Genomic DNA, 23,605 nt, shown 5'->3' on the forward strand with positions numbered 1-23,605 from the left:
GCCTTGAGGCTTAAAACTCAAAGCTTAAAAACTTGAACGGCGTAGCGGTGTTCCAATCCAGACGCCTTCACTTCCCAAATATTCCTTTTTTTCACCATCAATAAGGAACTGAACGCTTTCTACTGTCTGGAACGCTGTTGCCGTATACACAATCTGCTGAAGCTGTCCGCGCAGACCTTCTATTCCGTAACGGTTGAATTCAAATTCACTGCTGAAGTTAAGTGTTGCCACGCCGTTTCTGACAGACGCGCCCAAAAGACGTGTTCCATCTGACAAAAGCGTACGGCAGCCAGAATCTGCTTCTGTAGAATTCGGTCCTTCTATCAAAGCATTTACAGCGTCCATAAGAGGACTGTCCGACTTTTTCATGGTACGTACAACTTCGCGGCGGTTGACTGTTCCGTTGCTGGTAATAATCATAAAGTAAAGCTTGATGTTCATTGTAGCAGAAGCTGCAGTTGCCGGAGTCTTTTTTGTTTCGGTAACAGCAGGTTTGTTTTCTGCAGGTTTTGGTTTGGTGGCAGTTTCTTTTTTTACAGCCGCGGCTTCTTCTGCCTGCTGCTGAAGTTCACGACCGGCATCGCTTACTGCTGTTACGGGAGACACATTTTCCTGCTGCGGGGCAGATTGTGTACCTGTGGCTGCAGATTGCGTATTGGAGAGCTGTTCAGCCTGTTCTGTTTTATCTGCAGAAGAATTAAAAGACGAAATTTCAGTTTCTGCATTAAGATCTATTTCTGTAGAAATAATGGGCGCAACATCATTTTTGCCTTCTTCTTTTTGTTCAACAACAGGAGCCTTTTCTATAAACTCGGGGGTTTTTCCTATTGTGCGTTCAAAAAAACGGGTAGTCTTTAAGTTGGAAACAATCGTTTTCTGGTTTATTAAAAAAAGTACACCGATAATCAAAAGAAGTACAAACCATATTGCAAATCCAAAGCCGGAATTCTTTTTGTTTTTGTTGTCTGCCATTCTGCCATTATAAACCACACCAACCTATTTTTCAATAAGCATGCAGTCCAGTGCGCAGTCCAGATTAAAGTCTTGATGTAAATTCAGAGAATTTCAACAAAACGCTCCAACCCCCGCTGCAGATATTCTCGGCTGGTTGCAACATTTATCCGCTGGAACATTTTTCCTTCTGCTCCAAAAATATTGCCAGGATCAAGCCAAAGATTTGCGTCTTTTTTTATACGGCGGTTTAATTCTGCATCATCATAACAAAGCGCACTACAGTCTATCCACAAAAGATAAGTTGCTTCGGGCTTTTTGCATTTTAATTTGCCATTTGAGTTTTTATTTAAGTATTCAACTGCAAAATCAAGATTGCTGCTGATAAATTCTGATGCTCCATCAAACCAGTTTTTGCCGCTGCGGTAAGCAGCTTCTGCTGCAACAAGTCCGAGCGTATTTGGTTCATCATAACCGGTTTTGTCACGTTCACTCATAAACCGTTTTCTAAGGTTTTCATCTGCAATAAAAATATTTGAAACCTGAAGTCCGGCAAGATTAAAACTTTTGCTCGGACTTGTGCAGGTTACGGTTATTTTTTGAGCCTGTTCACAAACAGATGCAAATACAGTATGGGCATTGGGCTTCCATACAAAGTCTGAATGGATTTCATCGCTTACAACAATTACATTGTGCTTAAGGCAGATGTCTGCAATTTTTTTTAGTTCATCTTTTGTCCAGCTTCTTCCGCCGGGATTATGCGGATTGCATAAAATGAAAAGGCGCACTTTATTTTCTTTGATTTTATTTTCAAAGCCGTCAAAATCTATCTCGAACCTGCCAAAACCATTTTTGTCTTTTTTCCACACAAGAGGTGACGTTACGACTTTTCTTTCGTTTTTTAGAATTACGTTTTTAAAAGGATAATAAACAGGCGGCTGTATTAATACTGAATCTCCTGGTTCTGTAAATGCTTTGACTGCAGTTGCAAGTGCAAAAACCACGCCCGGAGTTTCGACAAGCCATTCTCTTTTTACATCATAACTATGATTATTTTTTATCCACTGTGCAACGGCTTCAAAGTAATGATCTTTATAACCTGTGTAGCCGAAAATTCCGTGTTCAACACGATTATGAATTGCAGACAAAATCTCGGGTGCAGTTTTAAAGTCCATATCGGCAACCCAGTAGGAAAGACAGTCTTCTTTGTAACCTCGCTCTTTTGCAAAATCAAACTTAAGACAGTCAGTATTTTTTCTGTCAACAAATACAAAATCATAACTCATAGTTCCTCCAAAAATTATTTCTACAGCGCCTGTTTTATATCTGCAATCAATTCGTCTGCATTTTCTATTCCTACACTCAGTCTTAGAAGCGTGTCTGTTACGCCGGTTTTTTCTCTCATTTCTTTTGGAATAAAATTATGTGTCTGGCTTGCAGGATATGTAACAAGAGTCTGCACGCCGCCGAGACTTTCTGCAAACAGAATGAATTTTAGTTTTTTAAGAAAGTCAGAAACTTTTTGCGGCGACTCAACTGTAAAACTTATCATTGCTCCATAACCACGCGCCTGGCTTTTGTAAATTTGTTTTTGTTCAGCCGGCAAAAGCGACGGGTAATAAACTTTTTTTACGTTCGTATTTTTGCAGAGAAAGTCCGTAATTTTTTCTGCATTTTTCTGAGCTTTTTCAATTCTGACTGCAAGAGTTTTTATTCCGCGCAAAACAAGAAATGCATCAAACGGTGACAAAACACCGCCTTCTGAAATCTGAATAAAACGGAACAGATCATCAAATTCTTTTTTGTCATAAATCAAAAAGCCGCATAGCACATCATGATGACCGCTTAAAAATTTTGTTCCGGAATGTATTATAACATCAGCACCAAAATCTTTTGGAGTCTGCAGATAAGGAGACAAAAAAGTATTGTCTGCAATCAGGATTCCGCTGTTTGCGTGAATCAGGTCTGCACAATCTTTTATGGAAGTAACCTTCATTGTAGGATTCGAAGGTGTTTCGATAAAGATTGCGCGTGTTTTTGGATTTATATTTTTTTTAACTTCCCTCAGATTGCTTGTATCGGTATAAACTGCTTTTATTCCAAAGCGTTTGTAAATTTCAAAAATGCGGTATGTTCCGCCGTAAAGATCATCGCTTACAATTATTTCATCTCCGGGAGAAAAATATTTTAGTACAGCTGAGAGTGCTGTCATTCCACTTGAAAATCCAAGTGCATAGTGGCAGTGTTCAAGGGCAGCAACGGTCTGTTCAAGTTCAAAGCGCGTGGGGTTTAGGCAACGGCCGTAATCGTAGCCTGTAGAAATACCAAGTTCAGGGTGAGCAAAAGTTGTACTCAAGTAAATTGGAGTTGCAACAGCGCCTGTTTTTTCTTCTACAGGAGTATAACCGTGCACGCAAAATGATTCTGCAGATTCACATGGAATACGGGCAGGTTCCGGAGAGCCGGCATGACTTCCTGAAACAAATTTACTGCTGTCTGACATATATCCTCCCGCCTGAAAAATCAATTTTTTAATTAAGGTTATCTCAAAAATTGCAATTTTTAGAGATTCCATTAATAAGATATTACACGTTTTTTTTTGTTTATTCCAATATTTGTTTCTGATAACCGGCAATAAGAAAAATATATAGCGGGATAAAGAAATTCATGATATAACTTTTTTATGCATGTAATTCATGATATTGGACCTGTATGGAACACCGAAAGCAGAATTCTTTTTTTGGGAACTATGCCCTCGCCTGCTTCAAGGCTGGCTGGGTTTTACTACATACACCCTCGCAACAGATTCTGGCCGGTAATGGAAAAAATATTCGGCGTTACGCTGCCTTCTGTAAACGAACGGCGAGCTTTTCTTTTGCAGAATAATATTGCACTTTGGGATGTTCTGTGCGGATGCGATATTGACGGTGCGCAGGATTCTTCAATTAAAAACGCGGTGCCAAATAATTTTACGCAGATACTTAACGAATCAAAAATAAGCCGCATCTTTTGTACTGGAAAAACCGCACTTTTACTTTACGAAAAACTTTGTGCAAAAAATTATTCTGTCCCGTACGAAGGTCTTCCTTCCACAAGTCCGGCAAATGCTTCGTGGACTCTGGAAAAACTTTGCGAAGAATACAGAAAGAAAATATTTGCAGACGCATTCCATTAATAAAGCTGGAAAGAATCTTTGGAATACATTACGAACTTTTGCGAAAATACGGTAAAGGTTGGAATATATTCCTAACTTTTCTTGACAACTGTAAAACTTCGGAATATAACTCTTTCTCTGTGAATTTTAAAATATCTGAATTGCGACTTATTATTTTGCAACCGATATTTTTATTCAATTATTGTGTGTTTTTATAATTTTGCAGAAGTTTTTGAAAGTCTGCAATGCTTTTATTCAATTCCTTGTCTGACCCATCATCAAAAGGAATATACTGGGCAAGCCGGCAATGTTCACTCAATAAATGAAAATAGTCAAAACCTTTTTGGATATAAAATTTAAGAATTTCTTTTGATAAAGAGTGATGTCCGCCTTCCACTAAAAATGATTTTTGCATTCCGAGATTTGTTGCATGATAAAAATTATCAAAATCATCTTTATAAGAAAAAAGTTCATCGTGATTTCCAAATATTCCAAAACAACATTCCCGTACTTCGCCGTCAACTTCAAAAAGCATTTTTTCTTCCTGCTTCCATTGTTCTATAATATTTGTAGGAATATCTGAATTCAGCTTTGGTATTTCAAGACTTGGTTTTAAGCACGGATTTATTACAATACGCGCAGCTGAATCTGTAATTCCAAGTTAATCGGAAGTAAAACTATGGCTTATACAAAACCACAGGTAATCGCTCAGAACGCTTCTACAGGAAGCTACGCTACAGGATGCCCGGCAGGCATCGGTGGAAGGGTGCACAGTGTCATCATTGCGAATGATATATGTAATTTTTTCACAAATGAAAGCCAATTTTTTAAATTTTATGCTATAGCATAAAATTACATTGACAAATGTAATTTAGGAAACTTTTACCGCTAACGCTAAAAAGTTTCCTACTCTTACGTTGTAAGAGAGCTATTTTATAAAATGGAGGAAACTATGGCTTACACAAAACCACAGGTAATCGCTCAGAACGCTTCTACAGGAAGTTACGCTGCAGGATGCCCGGCAGACAACAGAGGTTGGCCTTCCTGCCTTAATTGTGAACGAACACAATAGATTGTGTTCACATTTCTAAGCGAGAGCTTTAAATCTTGTTACACAGAGGTCTTCGGACTTCTGTGTTTTTTTTCAGAATAAAAGGAATAATTAATCATGCTTTACAGACAAAAAAAAGACACATACATTCGTAACTACGACGGCGTGGGCTACATTACTTCGACAGGAATTTTTAACGACAGAATTGTAAACCAGAGCGGAACAATTTTTTTATGCGCATTAAGCCGCACGCCTCAAACACTTGACGAACTCACAGATAAGATTTTACCACAATTCACAGGTGTTGACCGAGAAACAATAAAAAGCGACGCACAAGAATTTTACGAAACATTAATCCAGGACGGATTTATTATCAAAGGAGAAACAGAAGAAGAACTTAATGCCAAAGACATTGGCTTTACATATAATTCAATTTTACCAAAAACAGCACGTGAAGATTTTACACCGACAATTCAGCGTGCAGACAGCGACACTCAGGAGTTTTTGGAAAAGCATTTTAAAGACAAACCACACTTGACATCGTTCCAAATTGAACTGACTTCAAAATGCAACGAACGCTGCGTTCACTGCTACATTCCGCATAAGTTCAAATTGAATAACATTACGGACGAGCTTTATTATTCAACACTTGAGCAGCTTAGTAAAATGGGAGTTTTGTCTGTAACACTTTCCGGTGGAGAGCCGATGTGCCATCCTCATTTTAAAGAATACTTACGCGCTGCAAAAAAATACGACTTTTATGTAAACATTCTTTCAAACCTAACTTTGCTTGATGACGAAACAATTCAGATTATGAAAGAAAGCAATGTTTCATCAGTTCAGGTTTCGCTTTATTCAATGATTCCGGAACATCATGATACAATTACAACTTTGCCTGGCAGTTTTGAGAAAACAAAAAATGCAATTTTAAAATTAATCGAAAACGATATTCCGCTTCATGTAAGTTGTCCAACAATGAAAGGAAACAAAGATGATTTTAAAGATGTTTTGGCTTGGTGCACTGAACACAAAATCCGCGCCCAAACTGACTACATTATGATGGCACAGTACAACCACGAAACAGAAAATCTTGCAAACAGACTTTCTGTAGAAGAAGCAGGCAAAGTAATCGAAACTATTGTACTTGGCGATGAAGATTATCAAAAATCAATTCTTGAATCAGAATTTGAAGAACGTTGTAATCAGGCTCAGTTTAATCCGGAACGCCGTTTGTGCGGAGTTGGTATTTCTTCTTGTTGTATGGTAAGCAACGGAAATGTTTATCCATGTGCCGGATGGCAGGAAATGGTTTTGGGAAACTTAAACGAAGACAATTTGCAGAACATTTGGGACAATTCAGAAAAAATAAAATGGCTTCGCGGTTTAAAAATGAAAGACCTTGGAAACGGTGAATGCTGCAAATGCGACAAAGCAGCCTTTTGCGCTCCGTGCATGGTTCGAAATGCCAACGAAAGTCCTACAGGAAATCCTCTGGAAATCAACAGACATTTTTGTGCAGTTGCCGCAAAAAACAAGCAGATTGTATTGGACTGGAGAAATGCAAAATTAAAAGAGGTGTGAAAATAAAGATTTGACAGATTTTCATGTTCACTTTGGACAATATAATAACGAATATTTTTATCCGCAACGCGTTGTTGACGATTTGGCAAAACGTAAAATTACAGAAGCCTGGATTTCGTCAACAACGTCGTGCATTTATTGTCGCGAACAGCATCCGGAATTACAAAACCAGCCGAATGCAAAACAAATTGTAGATGCCGTAAATGAAGAATTTAATATTGCAATTAATCATGCAAAACTTTATGGAATAAAAATTCACCCGCTTTACTGGCTTGTTCCCGAGTTTGAAAAATCCGGTGTATATTTTGAAAAATATTTCAGTAAGATCCTGAATCAAGTTCAGGATGACGGCTTATTGAATCATTCCGAATTTATTTCGGAATCTGTTTTCTATGAAGGTTTTAAAATACATCCTCGTGCGCAAAACTGGGATTTTTCAGATGACGCAACATTTGAACTTACAGAACGAGTTTTCTCTTTTGCAGAAAAAAATAAGCTTCGAATTTTAATTCACACGGGTAATGACTCTGTTGACTGTCCACGCAAGTTTGAGCCATTCATTGCAAAATATTCAAAATGCATTGTTCAACTTGCGCACATAAAAAAAATTGACGAAGCAATTTACATGCTTAATAATTATTCAAATGTAGTTTTTGATACAGCGTTTTCGAATCAAGAGAATATTTTAAAAATACAGAACAAAGGTTTTGCAAATCGCCTTGTTTACGGGAGCGATTTTCCGATTAAGGACCACACAAATCTAAAAGGTGAAGTAATAATTCCAAATGGAGTCAAAGAAATTCACCGCAATGCTTTTTTGAATTGTCAAAATATTAAAACATTTTTGTTCCCGGAAGTGTTGTAAAAATAGATTGAAAAACTTTATCAGTTTGTATAAACATTTTCAATGAAAACAATGTTTTGCAGAAGAATTTATAAAAAAGGTGTAAAAATCCTTTACAGACTATTGTTTTATTTATCATACGAGTATACAATACAAAGGAAAAATATAAAAAGGTGTAAAAATCCTTTGTAAGAGGTTTTATGGAAATTAACCGCAACCGCTACCTTAACACGCTTTTGCGAAAGAGAAACAATGGTCTTATAAAAATTATTACCGGGATTCGCCGATGTGGAAAATCATATTTGCTTGGAACAATTTTTAAAAATGCTCTTATTGATGAAGGTATACCAGAAAATCATATTCTGCACATGTCGCTTGATTCCTTTGAAAATGAAAAAAATTTAAATCCAAAAGAATTTTATACATGGGCTACAGAAAAAATAACAGATAACAAAACATACTATTTTCTTTTGGATGAAATTCAACTTATGGACAGATTCGAATCTGTTCTGAACGGTCTTAATGAAAAACCCAATGTTGAAGTTTATGTAACCGGAAGCAATGCAAAATTTCTTTCCAAAGATATTGCAACAGAGTTTGCAGGTCGAGGAGATGAAATTCACATGTACCCATTGAGTTTTTCAGAATTCAAATCTGTTTATAATGGGGACAACCAACACGCACTGCAGGAATATATGTTATGGGGTGGCATTCCGCTTGTTGTGCTGGCTGCAGAAGAAGATAAAGCAAAATTATTAAAAACACTTTTTGAAGAAACTTACATTCGTGATATTATCCTCAAACATAAAATTAGAAATCAAAGGGAGCTGGAAGACCTGCTGAATATTTTATCTTCTTCAATCGGTTCACTTACAAATCCCGAAAAACTTATGAATACTTTCCGAACTGTAAAAAAATCAAAAATTACTGCTAATACAATTGCAAAGTATATTGAATATTGTGAAGATTCTTTTCTTATTGAATCTGCAAAACGCTATGATATAAAAGGAAAAGCGTATATAGAAACTCCTCAGAAATATTATTTTAGTGATTTAGGACTCCGCAACGTACGTCTTGGATTCAGACAAAATGAACCAACGCACATAATGGAAAATATTATTTACAATGAATTAAAAATCAGAGGATTTGGAGTAGATATCGGAGTTGTTCCTGTTATAGAAAAAAATGAAAAAGCAATGTCAGTTAAAAAACAGTTGGAAATAGATTTTATCTGTACGATGGGAATGAAAAAATATTATATTCAGTCTGCTTATTCATTACCGGATTCAACAAAAAGAGAACAGGAAATAAGACCATTTATAAAGTCAGGAGATTCATTTAAAAAGATAGTAATTACAAATGATATTACACCTCCTGTATACGACGATAATGGAATACTTACAATTAATTTTCTTGACTTTTTAAACAATGAATCTATTTTGGAAACATAATCATGTAAGGAACAGTGTTTTACAGGATAACTTATGACAACTATTACAGTAGAAAACGGGCAGTCAATTCAGGCTGCAATTAATGTTTCCCATAACGGCGATGTAATTTTTGTCAAAAGCGGAACTTACAATGAACAGCTTGTTCTGAACAAACAAATTGCAATAAAAGGTAAAAGTTCAAAAGACAAACCTGTAATCTGTTTGCAAAGTGAAAGTTCAAATTGATTTTGTTACAATAGCAAATGGAATTAAAAAATATTACCAGGTCGCATACACTGCCATGGATGATTCAACTTTGCATCGCGAACTTAAACCTTTGCAGATGATTAATAACAATTACGAAAAAATTCTTTTGACTATGGATTACGATATTGTTCCAAACCACGACGGAATAAAACAAATCAACGTGTTGGACTGGCTGCTGGAAGAATAAAAAAACTCCAGTCAGTAACTGAAGTTTTTTCTTTTTAGCTGGGGCAGGACTTGCCTTCCGCTCGCAGACATCGTGTCTGCTCCCTACAGGCCGGTTCCGTTCACTGACGCACACATCCTGTGTGCTTTTCCTCCCGCTTGGTCGGCGTTCACTACACTTCAAGTCCTGCAGATAAAACAGATTTATTCTTTAAAAAAAGAAAAACTCCAGTTTTTTTACTGAAGCTTTCTCTTTTTTAGCTGGGGCAGGACTTGAACCTGCGGCCTCCGGGTTATGAGCCCGACGAGCTGCCAACTGCTCTACCCAGCGTCGTAATATGTTCATTTAATATACTTCTTTTTTGTAAAGGTGTCAATTACTTTGGGGCTGTTTTTAAAGAAATTTTTATTTTTTTTCAAAGATAAAAAAAACATGAATGCATGCCGATAATTTAAGTGATGAACTATTCAAAATACAACCGCGAAAACCTTGTTGCGGCGCGGCGCATTTTTATTACAGCGGCATTTGTACTGTTTGCGATGTTCAGAATAATGCCGCTTGCGGCAGCCCCCAGGGTTTCGGAACAGAGACAGGCGCTTATTACATACGCACTCAAACTTCAGGGAACTCCTTACGTTTACGGTGGCGACTCTCCCGAAAACGGAATGGACTGCAGCGGATTCGTAACTTATGTTGCCGCAAATTCAGTGGGAGTACAGCTGCCCCGGACTGCACATTCCCTTTACACTGCAACAAAGCGAATCAAACCGCAGGAGCGTGAACCAGGGGATCTCGTTTTCTTCAAGAACGACCCTGCTTCGGAACGCATAACGCATGTAGGCATATACTGCGGCGTCTATCACGGAAAAAACCGTGCCTTCGAGGGGCGCAGGGTATTTGTTTCGGCTGTCAGTGACGGGCCCAAAACAGGAGTTCAGCTTACGTTGATGAGCCAGAAGTTCTGGAAGGGGCATTTCTTTGCATACGGACGCTTTCTTCCTTCTACAAAGGAATACAACGCGGCTGTCAAAATAAAAAACGAGGCGGCAAAGTAACCGTCCAAAAGGCAAAATTGTTTTATGAATATGAACTGCAAGTACAAGTACATTTACAGCACAGTATATCTTCTTATATTGATTGCATTTACAGGATGTTCCGCCAGTGTGGACATAAAAGCGGCAAACGACAAAAGCGCACAGGCTCAGGTTAAACTGAATCTGGGGAAAATTCTCTGCGATACAATAGATTCCCTTACTGCAGGAATAAATGAAATTTCCGCATCCGGAACCCAGTCTGCACCCGAAACTACACAAATCTTTTCCAAACAGGAAATAGAAACTGCGTTCAGCGGAAGCGACTTCCAGGACTTAAAAGTCGAAGTTCCTGCAAAAGATTCAGTTTCAATAAGTGGAACAATTCCTTCCCCCGAAAACCAGAAATCATTTTCTGACAAAGGGAATCTGAAGATTGCAAATTTTATTACATGCACAAAAAATTCGCTTACACTTATTCTGTCACCGGCAACACTGCGCACATTTGCATCTTCACTTCCCGAAGAAACCCGCAGTTATCTTGATTTGCTAATGGCACCGGTTCTTACGCAGGAAAGTATGAGCGCGCAGGAATACAGGGAACTTGTTTCTACAGTTTACGGCGAAAAAATGGCCGCAGAAATGGAAAGTGCACAGGTAAGAATCACACTCTGCCCGCCCGACGGTGCTTCCATAAAAAAGACATCGCTTTCCAGTACGGAACGCGCGCGTACGCTGGCAAACAAGGCCGTGCTGAATATTCCGCTGTCAGAATTCCTTACGCTTTCCGAGCCGAAAACATTCAGCATAACCTGGTAGCCAGATAAACCTCCGCTAAAACCGGTTAATAGTGCGGCGGCTTTCTGTTGGGAATATCGCCTTCAAGCTGGTCAGACATATCGCGTATTTTACGGCTCATCATTCTGTTTTCGGTGATGAGCCTTTCTATTGTTTCAGTATGTTCAACCGACACGGCCTGAAGCTGGTTTACATAATCTTCAAGATATGCAAGTTTTATTTCCAGGCCCGTTATACGGTCTGCTGCTTCTTTTTCCATATTTTCCTCAGATTATTCAAGATTATAGGTTTCCCCGTATTTGACAATCTGCGTGTCAGTATATCCATTTTTAGCCAGATATTCCACAAAGGCTGCCTGCGCGTCTTTTTCTCCGTGAACGAGGAAAATCTTTTTAAGGCGGCTTGTATCTATGGAATTAAGCCATTCAACACATTCCCTGTAGTCTGCATGTGCACTGAATGCGTTTATTGACTCGACACTGGCTTTTACATTGTACCAGTCACCGAGTATGCGCACTTCTTTTGCACCGTCCTTGAGTTTTCTTCCCAAAGTGTTTTCTGACATGTATCCTACAAGAAGAATTATATTGTTGGGATTGTTTATGTTGTTTGCAAGATGATAAAGTACACGGCCTGCTTCACACATTCCGTCGGCACTTATTATAATCATCGGACCCGGTTTTTTGTTAAGTTCCTTGGACTCATCTACACTTGTTATTGTCGTAAGCGAGTTGAATCCGAACGGATTTTTGTGGTGCTCGATAAAGGCTTTCTTTGTTTCGTCATCGTAGCATTCCTGGTGCAACTGGTAGATTCCGGTTGCATTGACTGCCATCGGACTGTCAAGATAAATAGGTATCTGCGGAATTTTCTTTTTGTCTACAAGAAGGTGCAGGTAATAGACAAGTTCCTGGGCACGCTCTATTGCAAAAGACGGAATTATGATTTTTCCCTTACGGTCAATTGCACGCCTGATTATTTTTTCAAGGTCGTCCATTGCCACTCCGGGACTTTCGTGAAGGCGATTACCATAAGTACTTTCCATAAAGATATAGTCGGGTGCCTTCATGTCTGTTGCCGGGTCGCGGATTATAGGCTTGTTGCGGCGGCCAAGGTCTCCCGTGTAAAGAATGCGCAGTTCGTCGGAAGGTGCACCGCATAAGGCAGACTCCCCGTTTACCGTTACTGCTGTCTGTACTGCATCTTTTGGCCCGAATATCCTGTGCCACCAGTTTTTTGTCTGTTCGCTGACACCGCCTGACTTGCGGCCGGTAATGTGGTTTTTGCGCTGTCCCGTTATTGTAAAATAAGCGAGAGAACTGCCCAGAATGTGGCCCGCGTCAAAGAATTCAAGTCTTACGTCGGGGGCAATGTACATTTCGCGGTTGTAACCGAGTGTAATTATCTGGTTGGCTGCCTTTACACAGTCTGCTTCGCGGAACAGCGGCTTCCAGGTAAATTTTTCACCTTTTTTGGCGGCCTGTTTTGCAAGGAATTCAGCATCGCGGGCCTGTATTCTTGCGCTGTCCATCATTACGATGTTTGCAAGATCGCGTGTAGCCGGTGTTGCATAAATATTGCCGTCATATTTGTTTTTTGCAAGAACAGGAAGAAGTCCGCAGTGGTCAAAATGAGCGTGGGTCAATACAACGCTTTCTATTTTGTCTGCTGCAAAATCAAAGTTTCTGTTTTTTTTGTCTGCCTCGGCACGTTTTCCCTGAAAAGCCCCGCAGTCAATCATAAAGCTTCTTCCGTCTATTTCAAGAATGTGTTTGCTTCCGGTAACTTCCTCTGCCGCACCCAAAGAATAACAAGTAACACTCATATTTTCCTCCTGATTATAAATATTTTTTTTAAAATTTTTTCTTCTGGACAGTCTGCGAAGCAAACTGTCAGTTATTAAGTTTGGCGAAGCCTGATTTTATATACATCTCCTCTTCTGGACAGTTTGCAAAGCAAACTGTAAGTTATTAAGTTTGGCGAAGCCTAATTTAATATACATCTCCTCTTCCGGACAGTTTGCGAAGCAAACTGTAAGTTATTAAGTTTGGCAAAGCCTGATTTTATATACATCTCCTCTTCCGGACAGTTTGCGAAGCAAAAAAGAAAGCCCAGTCTTCTGGACAGTTTGCAACGCAAACTGTCAGTTATTAAGTTTGGCTTCGCCAAACTTAATATACAGTATACCACACATTGAACTTATATGAAAAAAAACATACATTTTTAACCTTAAAAACATCTTGTTTTTGAATATGGTGTGCTTTTAACTTCCATTTAAGGAAAATTTCCGCTATAATATAGAAAGTTTTCAGCGATAGCTTTTCCATTCATGAAAACCTATAAACAGGAAGGATTCTTTGTACACAAGACAAATACTTGAACAGCCTGGAAGTTTCGTAAAAAACAAAAGGCCTGTTTTCGGCACATTCGCCGGACATCCCAAAAGGCTCGACATAAGGGGCGTTTACAAGCCTTACGGAACAGTTCCTATTCCGACTCTCATAACAAATCTGCGCATAAAAAGCCGTCTTTCGTTTTACTTTATGATTGGCGAATATGCAGGAAGCATAAGTTTTGTTGATGCAAAAGTATTCGGTTTTGCAGAAGTCGTTTTCTGGAACACCGCAACGAAGCAGAAATTCGTTTACCGTTCAGTCATGGGACCCCGAAAGCGGTTTGTTCCGCACGGTCTTGAAACTGCTTCTACTTCCAGTTACAAAAAGTCACGCTACATACGCATAAGCTGGGACCGCAGGCACGACAAGCTTTCGGTAATATTCAACCTGCATGGAGACAGCGTCCGTCCTTCTGCAAATGCTGCACTTGTGGCAGCTTTTTCTGACAAAAGTTTTGCCGAACTTACCACAGTTCTTCCTGCCCCAACTTTAAGACGCTGTTCGGGTATTTACAATGCCGCCATGTCCCTTCACGGAGCAATCACACTTATTCCCGGACACGGTGCCATACGCACAATGAGCGATGCCGACGGACTTGCGTTCATGAACATGCACAGAACCTACATGAAGTTCCGCTCACACGGCGAGACAATTACCGCAATGGGAACTGTTGCAGGAAAAAAAGTATCGTTCCGCATAGAGTCAGGCTCGCAGAATTCTGTAAACCGCGAGCTTTACAACGCAAACGTGCTCTTTTGTGACGGAACGGTTACCCCGCTGCCTCCGGTTTTAATGACACATTCCTACGGTATTTCAAACAAGTGGATTATTCAGGATACAGAAAATATGGTTGACCTTACATTTACACCTGTTTCCGAAAATCTGAGCAAAATAAGCATTTTTATTCTAAGAACCGTCTATCACACAATATTCGGCACTCTGGAAGGAACAATAATGACCGCAGCAGGAGAAAAAATTTCATTCCGCTCTATGACGGCCATCGCAGAAAACTATTTGATAAGGCTTTAACCGCAACCGGAGGCTTATATGGAAGAACAGAAGACTACAGGAAAAGGAACACGCAGGCTTGAACCTGGTTCAATTGACAAAACACGCCGCAACATAGGCCCCATTGACGCACGTGAAGCTGAATTCATGCAGAAAAAACTGGGCGGCGAAGTCCTTCAGGAACGTTCGCTTCCTATAGAAGAAATCAATATTCCGGGCAAAAAGCGCCGCCCCGAAGTAATCAGAGCCTCGGGCCTTTCTTCTTCTGACATTTCTTCCCGGAGTGCATCAGTAACGGCTATCAGCAATACAAAACAGATGGGATCGGTAAACCAGCTTATTTCTTCTTCAAGCCAGGCCAAGCGCAGAAAAACAGATGAAGACCTTCCGGCTATAACAGCACGTGATGAAAAACTGATGGACCACTTAATGATGTCGCACGAATATTCCATAAAACCAAACTACGGAATATTCAATGTTTTTTTCAGAATGTCCACAAAAAACAGGGAGCGCGTGTCACGTTCGTTCGGAGAGTATTTTACAAAGCGCCACGTAGACCACATGCAGACGTTTATAAGCACAATCAAGACTTTTATTCAGCTTTCGCCGGATATTTACAAAAGCAAAATTGCGCAGGAACCCGACCTTAAGTTCAAGTTTTTAAGGACAATCGGCCACTGGACTATGCGCGATATAAAAGTTCTTGCGATTGATGTTCAGAATATGTCAGAAAACTTGACTGTTGCAATGCTCATTCCGTTTGTACGCGCAGTTTACCACGAACTTATTACAATTTACTACATCGGCGAACAGCAGATTCCGGCTCTTATAAAAGAAATTTACTCTGACCTCACAGCCTTTGCCGACTCTGACCAGAAAAAACTTCAGATGCTTGCAAAACAGGGCATTACCGAATGGATTTACATCTACAACCAGATAATCAAAGGCATGTACCCGCTTCTTATGCGCATGTGCTCTTCTGAATATGTTGAATTCCCGCGTTTCTTTACTTCACAGATTGCGCAGATTCTGCAGTTTCTTAATGTAGGAAAATTTGACCTTCTTCTTCCCGAAAAGAAAAAGAAGTCTGCGGAAGATGCAAAAAAACGTGAAGAGGAACGTCGCAAAAAGGCCGAAGAGTCTGTTCACATTGCCGGAAAACGTGATGAACTTGTAAATACAGGGCTCAAGATTCTTGAACAACTGTTCCCCCAGGCCGGATTCAGCAGTCTGGAGTCCCATCCCGACCTTTACCCGTACTTCCAGCCCATTTACAAATTCCGCGACGGATTCAATGTAGTGCACCCCGAAAATCCTGTCCAGGTTACTGTTATTCTTATACGTATAATAGAAGATTTCTTTCATGGATGCCGCAACATTAACTTTAACACAAAGGCCGACCAGAAGCTTTCCTCTATGGGAGATGACATTGTAGAAGCAATGAACGACTGGGCTTCATACCACGAAGACCTGTTTGACAAAAAATACGGCGATTATTTAAGCAATTACGTAAACCGCATTTACACGCAGAAAGATTACGTTTCGTCACAGGCAGGAAAAGAAAACCTTAACAATATTCTGTGGCGCGCAAAATACTATTATCTTCCGCACTTTAAGTTCAATGCACCGCTTATTCAAAAGCCGGTAAACGACACAAAGTACAAGCCGCTTTATTCAAGAACAGACTTTCTTAAAACAGTGCTTTCTATTATAGCAGGCCGTATTGATGAAGCGTCGGCAGGAAAAAAGGCAGTCCTTGGCGTAATGAATCCCTGGGACAGATACCAGTTTGATCTGCCCAATTCTGTTTCAAAAAGACTTGATGTTCTTTTGGGGGCAAAAAGAAGTGACGCAGAAACTGCCGCAACAAACGCAAATCTCATTAAATACACGCTGTGCCTTATTTCTGTACTGGACTGGTGGATCAACAATCCGGCAAGCCCAGCCTATTCTACGGACCCCGAAAATCTTTACAGAATTTCAGAAAAAGACGGCGGACCGCAGTTCTCTGTAGAAGAAAGAAGTGACCAGAACCAGCTATTTACAGACGCAATAAAAAAGGCCATCGCAGCCCGGCAGAATGCATAATGTTAAAGGGTGAGAGGTGAAAATTAATACATTTTATCTTTCACTTCTCACCCTTTCCTGCTGAGCAAATCCGTGTGTTAAAATTCAGAATATTAAAGTTGAACGCCAGTAGCGATTTTTTCGTTAAAGCGCTTGAGCTTCTTTTCATCTGTAAGCGGATTTTCCTTACCGGCAAGAACAGCCCTCAAAGCCTGCATCTCTTCACCGTTAAAGCTTACCCCGTTATGCATGATGTTTTCAAAAGAAGCGCATGCCATAGGACAGACTTTCTTTGCTATTTCAAAAATGACTTTTCCGTATTCCTGAATCTCATACTGTGCGTGTGAGTCAAGACGCAGCTTAAGGAAATGGAACAGATTGTGAAGATCCATCTGCCAGTAGAATTCAGTGTACAGTGAAAGCGGTAGGTTTATTCTTGCAATTTCGCGCGCAAGTCCGCCGTCAATCATTTCTGAATACGACTTGTATGCAGTTTCCTGACCCTGAATAAATTCATCCTGAATTTTCTTTGCGGCTTCGGGAGCAAGAGCTTCTCCCCTTCCCTGCTTGTTGTCCTTTGACTGAACAGAAATGCAGGAAGTTTCGGGAACATAAAATTCATCTTTCATTACACTATAACGACCCGAAACTTCATTCATGCGTGCCATTCTGTGTCTTACCCACTGTCTTGCAACAAAAATGGGTACTTTGACATGGAAGGTAAAAACAACGTGTTCAAGCGGTGAAGTATGCTCGTGTCTGATCAGATAGTCAATAAGTGCCGCGTCCTGGCTTACAGATTTTGTTCCCGCTCCGTAAGAAACACGTGCAGCCTGAACAATGCGCTCATCGCTTCCGTAATAATCTACAAGACGCACAAATCCCTTGTCCAAAACAGGAAACTCTTTGTCCAAAATCTCTTCCGCAGCAGGAACCACACAATGTGCCATAAATAACCCCTATATTTTATTTTAAATTCAATTTTGTTTTATTTTGCAGCCGGATCGTCTGAACCTGAAGAAGTGGCGTCTGTTTTTTCATCTGCATCATGAACATTCTCTGGTGTAACGACATAAGCCTTGTTCTTCCATGAATAGAATGCATAAAGCACACCCACAGCAAGAATAACGGCGCCAAGAACACGCACAATTTTTACGCCAAAGTCAGCAGGAAGCATAAGAAGAACAACCGCGACCACTACAGTCACGACAATTTCTATTCCCATTCCCGGAAAAGAAACCCCGGAACTTTTAAGGCGAGTCCATGTAAAAAACTGGGTAACGGCAGAAACAAGAAGATATACCGCTTCTATATAGAGAAGAATTCTTATAATACTTGTTACCGCGCTGAACAGGGCAAACGGCAGAATAACCGCAACAAGCCCAAGTACAATACTGCAGGCAGAACGCACCGTAACCGTAGTTCTGAAAGCGCTGTCATTGGAAAGCGAGCGGATCTTAACGAATTCGTAAATTCCGTTTATTATAGCGGCAATTCCAATAAGTACGACAACAACACGAATGCTGTCTGCCGGGTTAATAAGAACAATCAGTCCCAGAAGAGCAACCAGTGCTCCGATAATCACATTATTTTTATTCATACAACCTCCAATAAAAAGAGAATGATTACAATAGTATAACATTATACTGCACTTTCGTCAGTAGCCGGAACCAGAACCGGACCTGGACCAAATCACCCCTGCACAAAAGTGTATTCTGCGGAACAGATTATGCTTGAACAGAAGCGCTCCATTCGTTAAATTCTATTTTAAGGTCGTATTTATACTTGCTCAATCGTACAATTATAGGGAAAATTTATGAAACAAATCGGCGTAGTTGCGAAGATTCCGTTTTTATGGGGACGCAAAGTCTTTAAGAAAAGCCACTGGTCCCGCGTTAATCTTATTGTAGGGCCAAACGGTTCGGGAAAGTCAATTCTGGCTCAGAAAATTGCGTCACAGTTTGCCGACTCAGGACAAAAAGTCACCTTCCTGGATTCAGAGCGCACAGACGATACTATTCTTGGCGAACTCTGGGCAGACAAAAAAATACGCGAAAAAATCGAAGAAGTTCTTTCAAACATGTTCGGAAAGTCTATCCGCTTTGAAAAAGACAGCAATATTCCGATTGTGGTAAACAAGTCTGCCGGAATTGAATACGGCCTTAAGGAAGGAGAATGCCACGGCTTTAAAAGAATCCTCACGCTTCTTCTTGCACTTTACGGTTCGGGAGACGGCTGCCTTTTTATAGATGAACCTGAACTTCATCTGCACCCGCAGTTCCAGCTTTTTTTTATGAATGAAATAAGACGTGAAGCCACGGCAAACCCAAACAGAATGTTTTTTTTGATTACACATTCGCCTTATTTTATTGACCTTAAATTCCCCGAAGATCTTATTGGCGTTGTTGTATGCCATATTAACAAAGCACCGACCCACATAGAATCCCTTTCAAAAGATGACGCGGCGCTGTTTATGCGTTTTCTGCCAAGATTCAATACTTACCACAAACAGTTCTTTTTTTCTGACAACCAGATTTTTGTCGAAGGCTACACAGACCAGCAGATGTTTTCGGCACTGCTTTCATGCCTTGAGTCAAAGTACAGAACGGCTGGAACAGGAATTACAGACGTTGGTGGCAAAGATGAACTTGGTGTTTTCTTTAAGGTATGCGGTCTTCTGGGAACAAATGCAAGAATTATTACCGACCTGGACTCGCTCTTCTGCGGAAAACTCAAAGATGCAATCTGTTCCGATGCAAGACCCGCGCAATGGCTTTCAAAACAGACAGAAAAGCAGGCACCTTTTTACAGAAAGCTGTTTACAGAAAGAGCGGATCATATTTCATTAAGAAGACTTATTACAAGACTTGAAGCTTATCTTGCAAAAATAGGATCTGCCGTATCAAAGCTGAATCCGCAGGCGGATGAAGAACTTAACTTACTGCGCAAAAAAGTAAATGTATTTTACAGTGAGCGTGAAAACCCCGAACTTCTTGACACATACAAAACGGTTGTTCTTCAGGGAATAAGAAGATGTGAAAAAAAACTTTCGCGCGTACTTCCCAAAAAAACGGCACGCGATATTCCGGCTGTAATCAATCTTTCAAAACTGATATTTGCCGCCGCAGAAGCTGCACGTGTTTACATTCTCCCTGACGGCTGCATTGAACATTACTACACCCAGAACAAAGTAAACTACATGCCGGTTTCTGCAAAGGACAGGCTCTTTCATGACGAGCGCAATCATATTCTTTCGCTGGACTACAACGGTCTTCACGCTGAATATCCTGTGCTTACGTCAATTCTGGAAAAAGCCTGTGCCCTATAAAATGACTACAGAACGCGCAGAATCTTTCCTGTGAAAATCATGCTTATAAGGTCAAGAAGCCACCAGAGATTCCAACCTACGAGCAGACGGATAATTCCGGCAAGGTAATGCTTTTCCTTAAAGCGTGTAAGAATACCGCAGATAAGTGATGTTACCGGAATGATTGCAAGAATAACACTGGGCAGCCAGCCGATTCCAAAAAAAATCCTTTGACTTGAACATCAATGTACGATGTATAATTTGGTCACAATGTTGTAAAAGTCGGTAAACCTCCTGTTGTAAAACACAACATACCGGCTGGGGCTGTTCAGGTTTGGGCAGCCCCGCTTATTTTAAAAGACATATCTTTCGACAGCTCAAATCCCGCATAACATATATAAAACTTCCTGAATAAATTTTTGTAGACGGACAGGATATTTCTGTAATGAACGCTATGCAGAAAACGCTTGTGCGCCGTGAAAAAATCGGACTTGCCGGAATGCAGGACAGAAAACCAATGCAGCTTTCGGGCGGTCAGCAGCAACGCATTTCTGGCCGGAATGAATAACGAAAGCATTCGTAACTTAATCGACTACGAAACTTCGGGCGCAAAATTTTTTGCAGGATTTTTAACAGCATTTATCGCGTGTCTTATTCCATCAAGAGTGGCATTGAAAGTCCAGCCGGCAGAAGCTTTGCGGGCAGAAAATTAGAAGGTTTGTCACACGGATTTGCTCAAACCTTCTTCATTACTAATCAACTCAGTGCCGTAAGTTATTTTTAGTTGATTTAAAAAAAATAAAAAAGGTGAAAAACCTCTTTCAAGATCTTTCACCTTTTCAATTATCTTCCTGTAAAGATTTTATTTTAGTTTCCGCAACCGCCACAGCCGTCTTCACCGCAACCACCGTCACAGCTGCAGCCTCCGCCACAACCTCCACCGCAACAGCATCCCTGTGAAGCAGAAAGTTCTTCTTCTGTAGGCTCTCTTACATCAAGAATCTCTATCTCGAAGTGAAGATTTTTTCCGGCCATTTCGTTGTTTGCATCTACAGTGATTGTTTTTTCAGAAACCTTTGTTACGCGCACAATCTGAACTCCGGCGGCAGTCTGTGCCTGAAAAGCCATTCCGACTTCAATGGGAACGCTTGTGTCAAACTGTTCAACAGGAATCTCTGAAATCAAAGCAGGATTGTATTCACCGTAACCGTCAGCTGCACAAAGATCCACATTAAATTTGTCCCCGGAATTTTTTCCAGTAATCTGCTCTTCGAGTTTTGGAAGAAGATATCCGTTTCCGTGAATATAATCGAGTGGTGCCGAATTTATCGAAGTGTCTACAATGTTTCCTTCGTCATCCTTTAAAGTATAATTGATTGATACAAATTTATTCTGTTCTACTGTCATATTTTCTCCAAATAGAATAGTCTGAATTTTATTTTACTGTTCCTGCACTACTTCTGAAATTTCAGGGCAGGTTTCCTTAAGGTAACGCTCAATACCCATCTTAAGAGTCATAACTGCCATTGGACAGGAACCACATGCTCCCGTAAGACGAAGATGTACCTTATTTTCTTCATCAATATTAATGAATTCCATATCACCACCGTCTGCATTAAGCTGCGGTCTAAAAGCGTCCAAAGTTTCCTTAACCTTTGCAATAAGCGCTTCGTCTGCCATAGTTTTCCTCCAAAAAAGTATAGGACATCTCTAAAAAATTCAATTTCAGAGTCTCCCACTATTAATAGGATATTAAATTTTTCTTCTTTTGACCATAGGAATTTTAGAAAATAATGTTAACCAAGACTTTCTATCTTTCTGTGAAGTTCAATTATTCTTGTATGAAGATAGTGGTCGACTGCAAATTTTTCCATCATTCCCTGGGGAATTCCGCCTGCATCTACAATCGGAATATATTCCGTGTCTGCATCAGAAAACTGCTTGTAAACAGAAGGAAGCAAATCTGACGGTGAACATGTTGGGCCGGGTTTGTCCATTATGTCGATTGCCAGCATATTTTCTGCAAAGTCGCCGATCATAAGCGTTTCCTTAAGGTGTTCCAGAGTAATTATTCCGCAGAGCTTACCTGTCTCTGAAGATTTTACCGCAAATGACTGGTTGTGATGCGTTTCAAAACAATCCAGAATATTGCGTATTCTGTCTATGTCATGAACAATTGCATGGCTGTCGGGAGTACAGATTTTTTCTTTTCCCCATGTAACATCGCTTACCTTTGCAGTCTTTAAAATATCGTCTTCGGTAATATCAAGTCCTGCTTCTCCAGCTTTTTGAACCCCGTGCTTTACGCAAACAGGTCCCACAAGCTGAACAATAAAAGTTGTAGCGGTAATTATAAGAATAATCTGCGGCCCTATGGAATCTGCCATGTCGTTACTTGCCGCAATACTCAGTCCTATTGCAACTCCGGCCTGGCTCAAAAGACACCACGGAAGATATTTTCTTACGGCTTCGGGAGCCTTCGTAATTCTTGCACCAAGTCTTGCACCGATTGTTTTTCCCAAAGAACGGCCAAGAACGTATACTACCGCAAGAAGTCCAAGAACAGGTGTTACAATCCAGATATTCAGTTTTGCACCTACAAGAACAAAGAACAGAACATAAATCGGTGGCGTAAATTTGTCTACAAGTGAAAAAACAGGTCGAGTCTTTGCCGGTGCAAAATTCACCATAAAAAAACCGATGGACATTGCCGCAAGAATATTGTCCAGATTCAAAAGATTGCAGATACCGGTAGAAAGAAGAAGTCCTCCGAGCGCAAATGTAAGTACACGGTCCTCGTTCTGCATAAGATTACGTATAACAAGGGTAATCAGAAAACCGAACGCACTTCCTACTGCAATAGAACCGAATATATCGCGCGCAATATTCAACAACTGCTTTGCAAACGGAACCGACTGACCACCCAAAAGAGGAGCCGCGATTGTTGAAGCGATGGCATAAAGTATAAGGGCAACGGCATCATCCATGGCCACAATTCCAAGAACAGTCGTTGTAAGAGGACCACGCGTGCGGTATTCCTTAAGAACATCAGTCGTGGCAGCCGGGGCAGTTGCAGAACAGATTGCGCCGAGTACAAGACCAAGTGCAAGCGAAGTTTTTGCATTTTTTGTAAAAATAAATGCAACTGCGGTTACAAGAATTCCAACAACAAAAAAAGGTGTAACTGACTCGCCTATAAGAATGCCGATAAACTGCTTGCCGTACTTTCTGAGAACACTAAGTTTAAGTTCTGCTCCAATCAAAAAGCCAATCAATGAAAGTGCAATAGTGTTAACCGGATTAAGCGCAATAATTGTATCAAGACGCAGAATCTGGAATCCGGAAGAACCGATAATGATTCCAATTACGATATAACCTACTACCTGCGGAATTCTGAGTCTCTGGAAAAGACGTCCGCCTACCGCGCCAAAAAACATAATCAAACCAATAAGAAGAACAAACTGTGCCCCCTGAAGATGCGCAAAGTGAAGCACCTGGGGCAAAACCTGAGCTAAAGGATCGCTCATATTTCCTCCGACCAATGAATTTTTGTG

25 protein-coding genes and 1 tRNA gene are annotated in these 23,605 nt (G+C 40.4%); 14 read left to right on the forward strand and 12 right to left on the reverse strand.

Features of this window, described 5'->3' with window-relative positions:
* Window positions 1–24: 24 nt before the first annotated feature.
* The 3 genes from IWA51_RS10560 to IWA51_RS10570 all read right to left on the reverse strand — a co-directional run bounded on the left by IWA51_RS10560 (window position 25) and on the right by IWA51_RS10570 (window position 3,454).
* The gene (locus tag IWA51_RS10560; protein ID WP_198442389.1) at window positions 25–972 is read right to left on the reverse strand and encodes a GerMN domain-containing protein; all 948 of its coding nucleotides are present in this window, start codon (window positions 970–972) and stop codon (window positions 25–27) included.
* Window positions 973–1,055: 83 nt separating this feature from the next.
* Window positions 1,056–2,237: a MalY/PatB family protein gene (locus IWA51_RS10565; RefSeq protein ID WP_198442390.1), complete on the reverse strand. Its 1,182-nt coding sequence runs from the start codon at window positions 2,235–2,237 to the stop codon at window positions 1,056–1,058.
* Between the two features lie 20 nt (window positions 2,238–2,257).
* A complete protein-coding gene (locus IWA51_RS10570; RefSeq protein ID WP_198442391.1) occupies window positions 2,258–3,454 on the reverse strand; it encodes a trans-sulfuration enzyme family protein in 1,197 nt (398 codons plus the stop codon).
* A 180-nt stretch (window positions 3,455–3,634) separates the two neighbouring features.
* Between IWA51_RS10570 and IWA51_RS10575 the strand changes: the two genes are divergently transcribed.
* Window positions 3,635–4,126 (forward strand): DNA-deoxyinosine glycosylase, encoded by a 492-nt coding sequence (locus IWA51_RS10575; RefSeq protein WP_198442392.1) that lies wholly within the window; start codon window positions 3,635–3,637, stop codon window positions 4,124–4,126.
* Between the two features lie 178 nt (window positions 4,127–4,304).
* Here IWA51_RS10575 and IWA51_RS10580 read toward each other — a convergent pair whose 3' ends face one another.
* Window positions 4,305–4,640 (reverse strand): hypothetical protein, encoded by a 336-nt coding sequence (locus IWA51_RS10580; protein WP_198442393.1) that lies wholly within the window; start codon window positions 4,638–4,640, stop codon window positions 4,305–4,307.
* A gap of 144 nt (window positions 4,641–4,784) precedes the next feature.
* Here IWA51_RS10580 and IWA51_RS10585 point away from each other — a divergent pair, with 144 nt between their 5' ends.
* The 6 genes from IWA51_RS10585 (at window position 4,785) to IWA51_RS10610 (ending at window position 9,465) form a co-directional block, all read left to right on the forward strand.
* Window positions 4,785–4,955, forward strand: coding sequence for a hypothetical protein (locus IWA51_RS10585; RefSeq protein ID WP_198442394.1), 171 nt, complete (start codon window positions 4,785–4,787; stop codon window positions 4,953–4,955).
* A 318-nt stretch (window positions 4,956–5,273) separates the two neighbouring features.
* Window positions 5,274–6,737, forward strand: a complete 1,464-nt coding sequence (locus tag IWA51_RS10590) for a radical SAM protein (RefSeq protein ID WP_198442395.1) — start codon at window positions 5,274–5,276, stop codon at window positions 6,735–6,737.
* A gap of 10 nt (window positions 6,738–6,747) precedes the next feature.
* Window positions 6,748–7,602 (forward strand): amidohydrolase family protein, encoded by an 855-nt coding sequence (locus tag IWA51_RS10595; protein ID WP_198442396.1) that lies wholly within the window; start codon window positions 6,748–6,750, stop codon window positions 7,600–7,602.
* Window positions 7,603–7,781: 179 nt separating this feature from the next.
* Complete coding sequence (locus IWA51_RS10600; protein WP_198442397.1) at window positions 7,782–9,032, forward strand: ATP-binding protein; 1,251 nt, start codon at window positions 7,782–7,784, stop codon at window positions 9,030–9,032.
* A 33-nt stretch (window positions 9,033–9,065) separates the two neighbouring features.
* Window positions 9,066–9,257 carry a hypothetical protein gene (locus IWA51_RS10605; RefSeq protein ID WP_177528586.1) on the forward strand — a complete coding sequence of 64 codons (192 nt, stop codon included), beginning with the start codon at window positions 9,066–9,068 and terminating at the stop codon, window positions 9,255–9,257.
* Window positions 9,241–9,465: an ATP-binding protein gene (locus tag IWA51_RS10610; RefSeq protein WP_177528587.1), complete on the forward strand. Its 225-nt coding sequence runs from the start codon at window positions 9,241–9,243 to the stop codon at window positions 9,463–9,465. The genes IWA51_RS10605 and IWA51_RS10610 overlap by 17 nt, the downstream gene beginning before the upstream one ends.
* Before the next feature lie 236 nt (window positions 9,466–9,701).
* Here IWA51_RS10610 and IWA51_RS10615 read toward each other — a convergent pair.
* A tRNA-Met gene (locus IWA51_RS10615) sits at window positions 9,702–9,774 on the reverse strand.
* Between the two features lie 128 nt (window positions 9,775–9,902).
* Here IWA51_RS10615 and IWA51_RS10620 point away from each other — a divergent pair.
* Both IWA51_RS10620 and IWA51_RS10625 read left to right on the forward strand, forming a co-directional pair.
* The gene (locus tag IWA51_RS10620) at window positions 9,903–10,499 is read left to right on the forward strand and encodes a C40 family peptidase (RefSeq protein ID WP_198442398.1); all 597 of its coding nucleotides are present in this window, start codon (window positions 9,903–9,905) and stop codon (window positions 10,497–10,499) included.
* A gap of 24 nt (window positions 10,500–10,523) precedes the next feature.
* Window positions 10,524–11,294, forward strand: a complete 771-nt coding sequence (locus IWA51_RS10625) for a hypothetical protein (RefSeq protein ID WP_198442399.1) — start codon at window positions 10,524–10,526, stop codon at window positions 11,292–11,294.
* A gap of 25 nt (window positions 11,295–11,319) precedes the next feature.
* On the opposite strand, the gene IWA51_RS10630 is transcribed toward IWA51_RS10625, so the two are convergent.
* Both IWA51_RS10630 and IWA51_RS10635 read right to left on the reverse strand, forming a co-directional pair.
* Window positions 11,320–11,532, reverse strand: a complete 213-nt coding sequence (locus IWA51_RS10630) for a SlyX family protein (protein WP_177528590.1) — start codon at window positions 11,530–11,532, stop codon at window positions 11,320–11,322.
* A 12-nt stretch (window positions 11,533–11,544) separates the two neighbouring features.
* Complete coding sequence (locus IWA51_RS10635) at window positions 11,545–13,098, reverse strand: MBL fold metallo-hydrolase RNA specificity domain-containing protein (protein WP_198442400.1); 1,554 nt, start codon at window positions 13,096–13,098, stop codon at window positions 11,545–11,547.
* Between the two features lie 532 nt (window positions 13,099–13,630).
* Between IWA51_RS10635 and IWA51_RS10640 the strand changes: the two genes are divergently transcribed.
* Window positions 13,631–14,698 (forward strand): DUF2804 family protein, encoded by a 1,068-nt coding sequence (locus IWA51_RS10640; RefSeq protein ID WP_177528592.1) that lies wholly within the window; start codon window positions 13,631–13,633, stop codon window positions 14,696–14,698.
* An 18-nt stretch (window positions 14,699–14,716) separates the two neighbouring features.
* The gene (locus IWA51_RS10645; RefSeq protein ID WP_198442401.1) at window positions 14,717–16,765 is read left to right on the forward strand and encodes a hypothetical protein; all 2,049 of its coding nucleotides are present in this window, start codon (window positions 14,717–14,719) and stop codon (window positions 16,763–16,765) included.
* A gap of 92 nt (window positions 16,766–16,857) precedes the next feature.
* Here the strand turns inward: IWA51_RS10645 and thyX are convergent, their stop codons facing one another.
* Both thyX and IWA51_RS10655 read right to left on the reverse strand, forming a co-directional pair.
* Complete coding sequence (thyX, locus tag IWA51_RS10650; protein ID WP_177528594.1) at window positions 16,858–17,694, reverse strand: FAD-dependent thymidylate synthase; 837 nt, start codon at window positions 17,692–17,694, stop codon at window positions 16,858–16,860.
* Between the two features lie 38 nt (window positions 17,695–17,732).
* A complete protein-coding gene (locus tag IWA51_RS10655) occupies window positions 17,733–18,344 on the reverse strand; it encodes a DUF308 domain-containing protein (protein WP_177528595.1) in 612 nt (203 codons plus the stop codon).
* Window positions 18,345–18,560: 216 nt separating this feature from the next.
* Between IWA51_RS10655 and IWA51_RS10660 the strand changes: the two genes are divergently transcribed.
* The 3 genes from IWA51_RS10660 (at window position 18,561) to IWA51_RS10665 (ending at window position 20,764) form a co-directional block, all read left to right on the forward strand.
* Window positions 18,561–20,072 (forward strand): ATP-dependent nuclease, encoded by a 1,512-nt coding sequence (locus IWA51_RS10660; protein ID WP_198442402.1) that lies wholly within the window; start codon window positions 18,561–18,563, stop codon window positions 20,070–20,072.
* 424 nt (window positions 20,073–20,496) lie between these two features.
* A complete protein-coding gene (locus IWA51_RS12830) occupies window positions 20,497–20,619 on the forward strand; it encodes a hypothetical protein (protein WP_268969373.1) in 123 nt (40 codons plus the stop codon).
* Complete coding sequence (locus tag IWA51_RS10665) at window positions 20,612–20,764, forward strand: hypothetical protein (protein ID WP_177528598.1); 153 nt, start codon at window positions 20,612–20,614, stop codon at window positions 20,762–20,764. The genes IWA51_RS12830 and IWA51_RS10665 overlap by 8 nt, the downstream gene beginning before the upstream one ends.
* 154 nt (window positions 20,765–20,918) lie before the next feature.
* Here IWA51_RS10665 and IWA51_RS10670 read toward each other — a convergent pair whose 3' ends face one another.
* From IWA51_RS10670 to IWA51_RS10680, 3 genes are all read right to left on the reverse strand, one after another.
* Window positions 20,919–21,458, reverse strand: a complete 540-nt coding sequence (locus IWA51_RS10670) for an FKBP-type peptidyl-prolyl cis-trans isomerase (protein ID WP_198442403.1) — start codon at window positions 21,456–21,458, stop codon at window positions 20,919–20,921.
* Window positions 21,459–21,491: 33 nt separating this feature from the next.
* Complete coding sequence (locus IWA51_RS10675) at window positions 21,492–21,731, reverse strand: NifU family protein (RefSeq protein WP_177528600.1); 240 nt, start codon at window positions 21,729–21,731, stop codon at window positions 21,492–21,494.
* Between the two features lie 116 nt (window positions 21,732–21,847).
* Entirely contained in the window at window positions 21,848–23,578 is a 1,731-nt protein-coding gene (locus tag IWA51_RS10680) for a cation:proton antiporter domain-containing protein (RefSeq protein ID WP_198442404.1), read from the reverse strand.
* Between the last annotated feature and the right edge of the window lie 27 nt (window positions 23,579–23,605).

The sequence above is a fragment of the Treponema peruense genome, assembly GCF_016117655.1.
GTDB classification, from domain to species: domain Bacteria; phylum Spirochaetota; class Spirochaetia; order Treponematales; family Treponemataceae; genus Treponema_D; species Treponema_D peruense.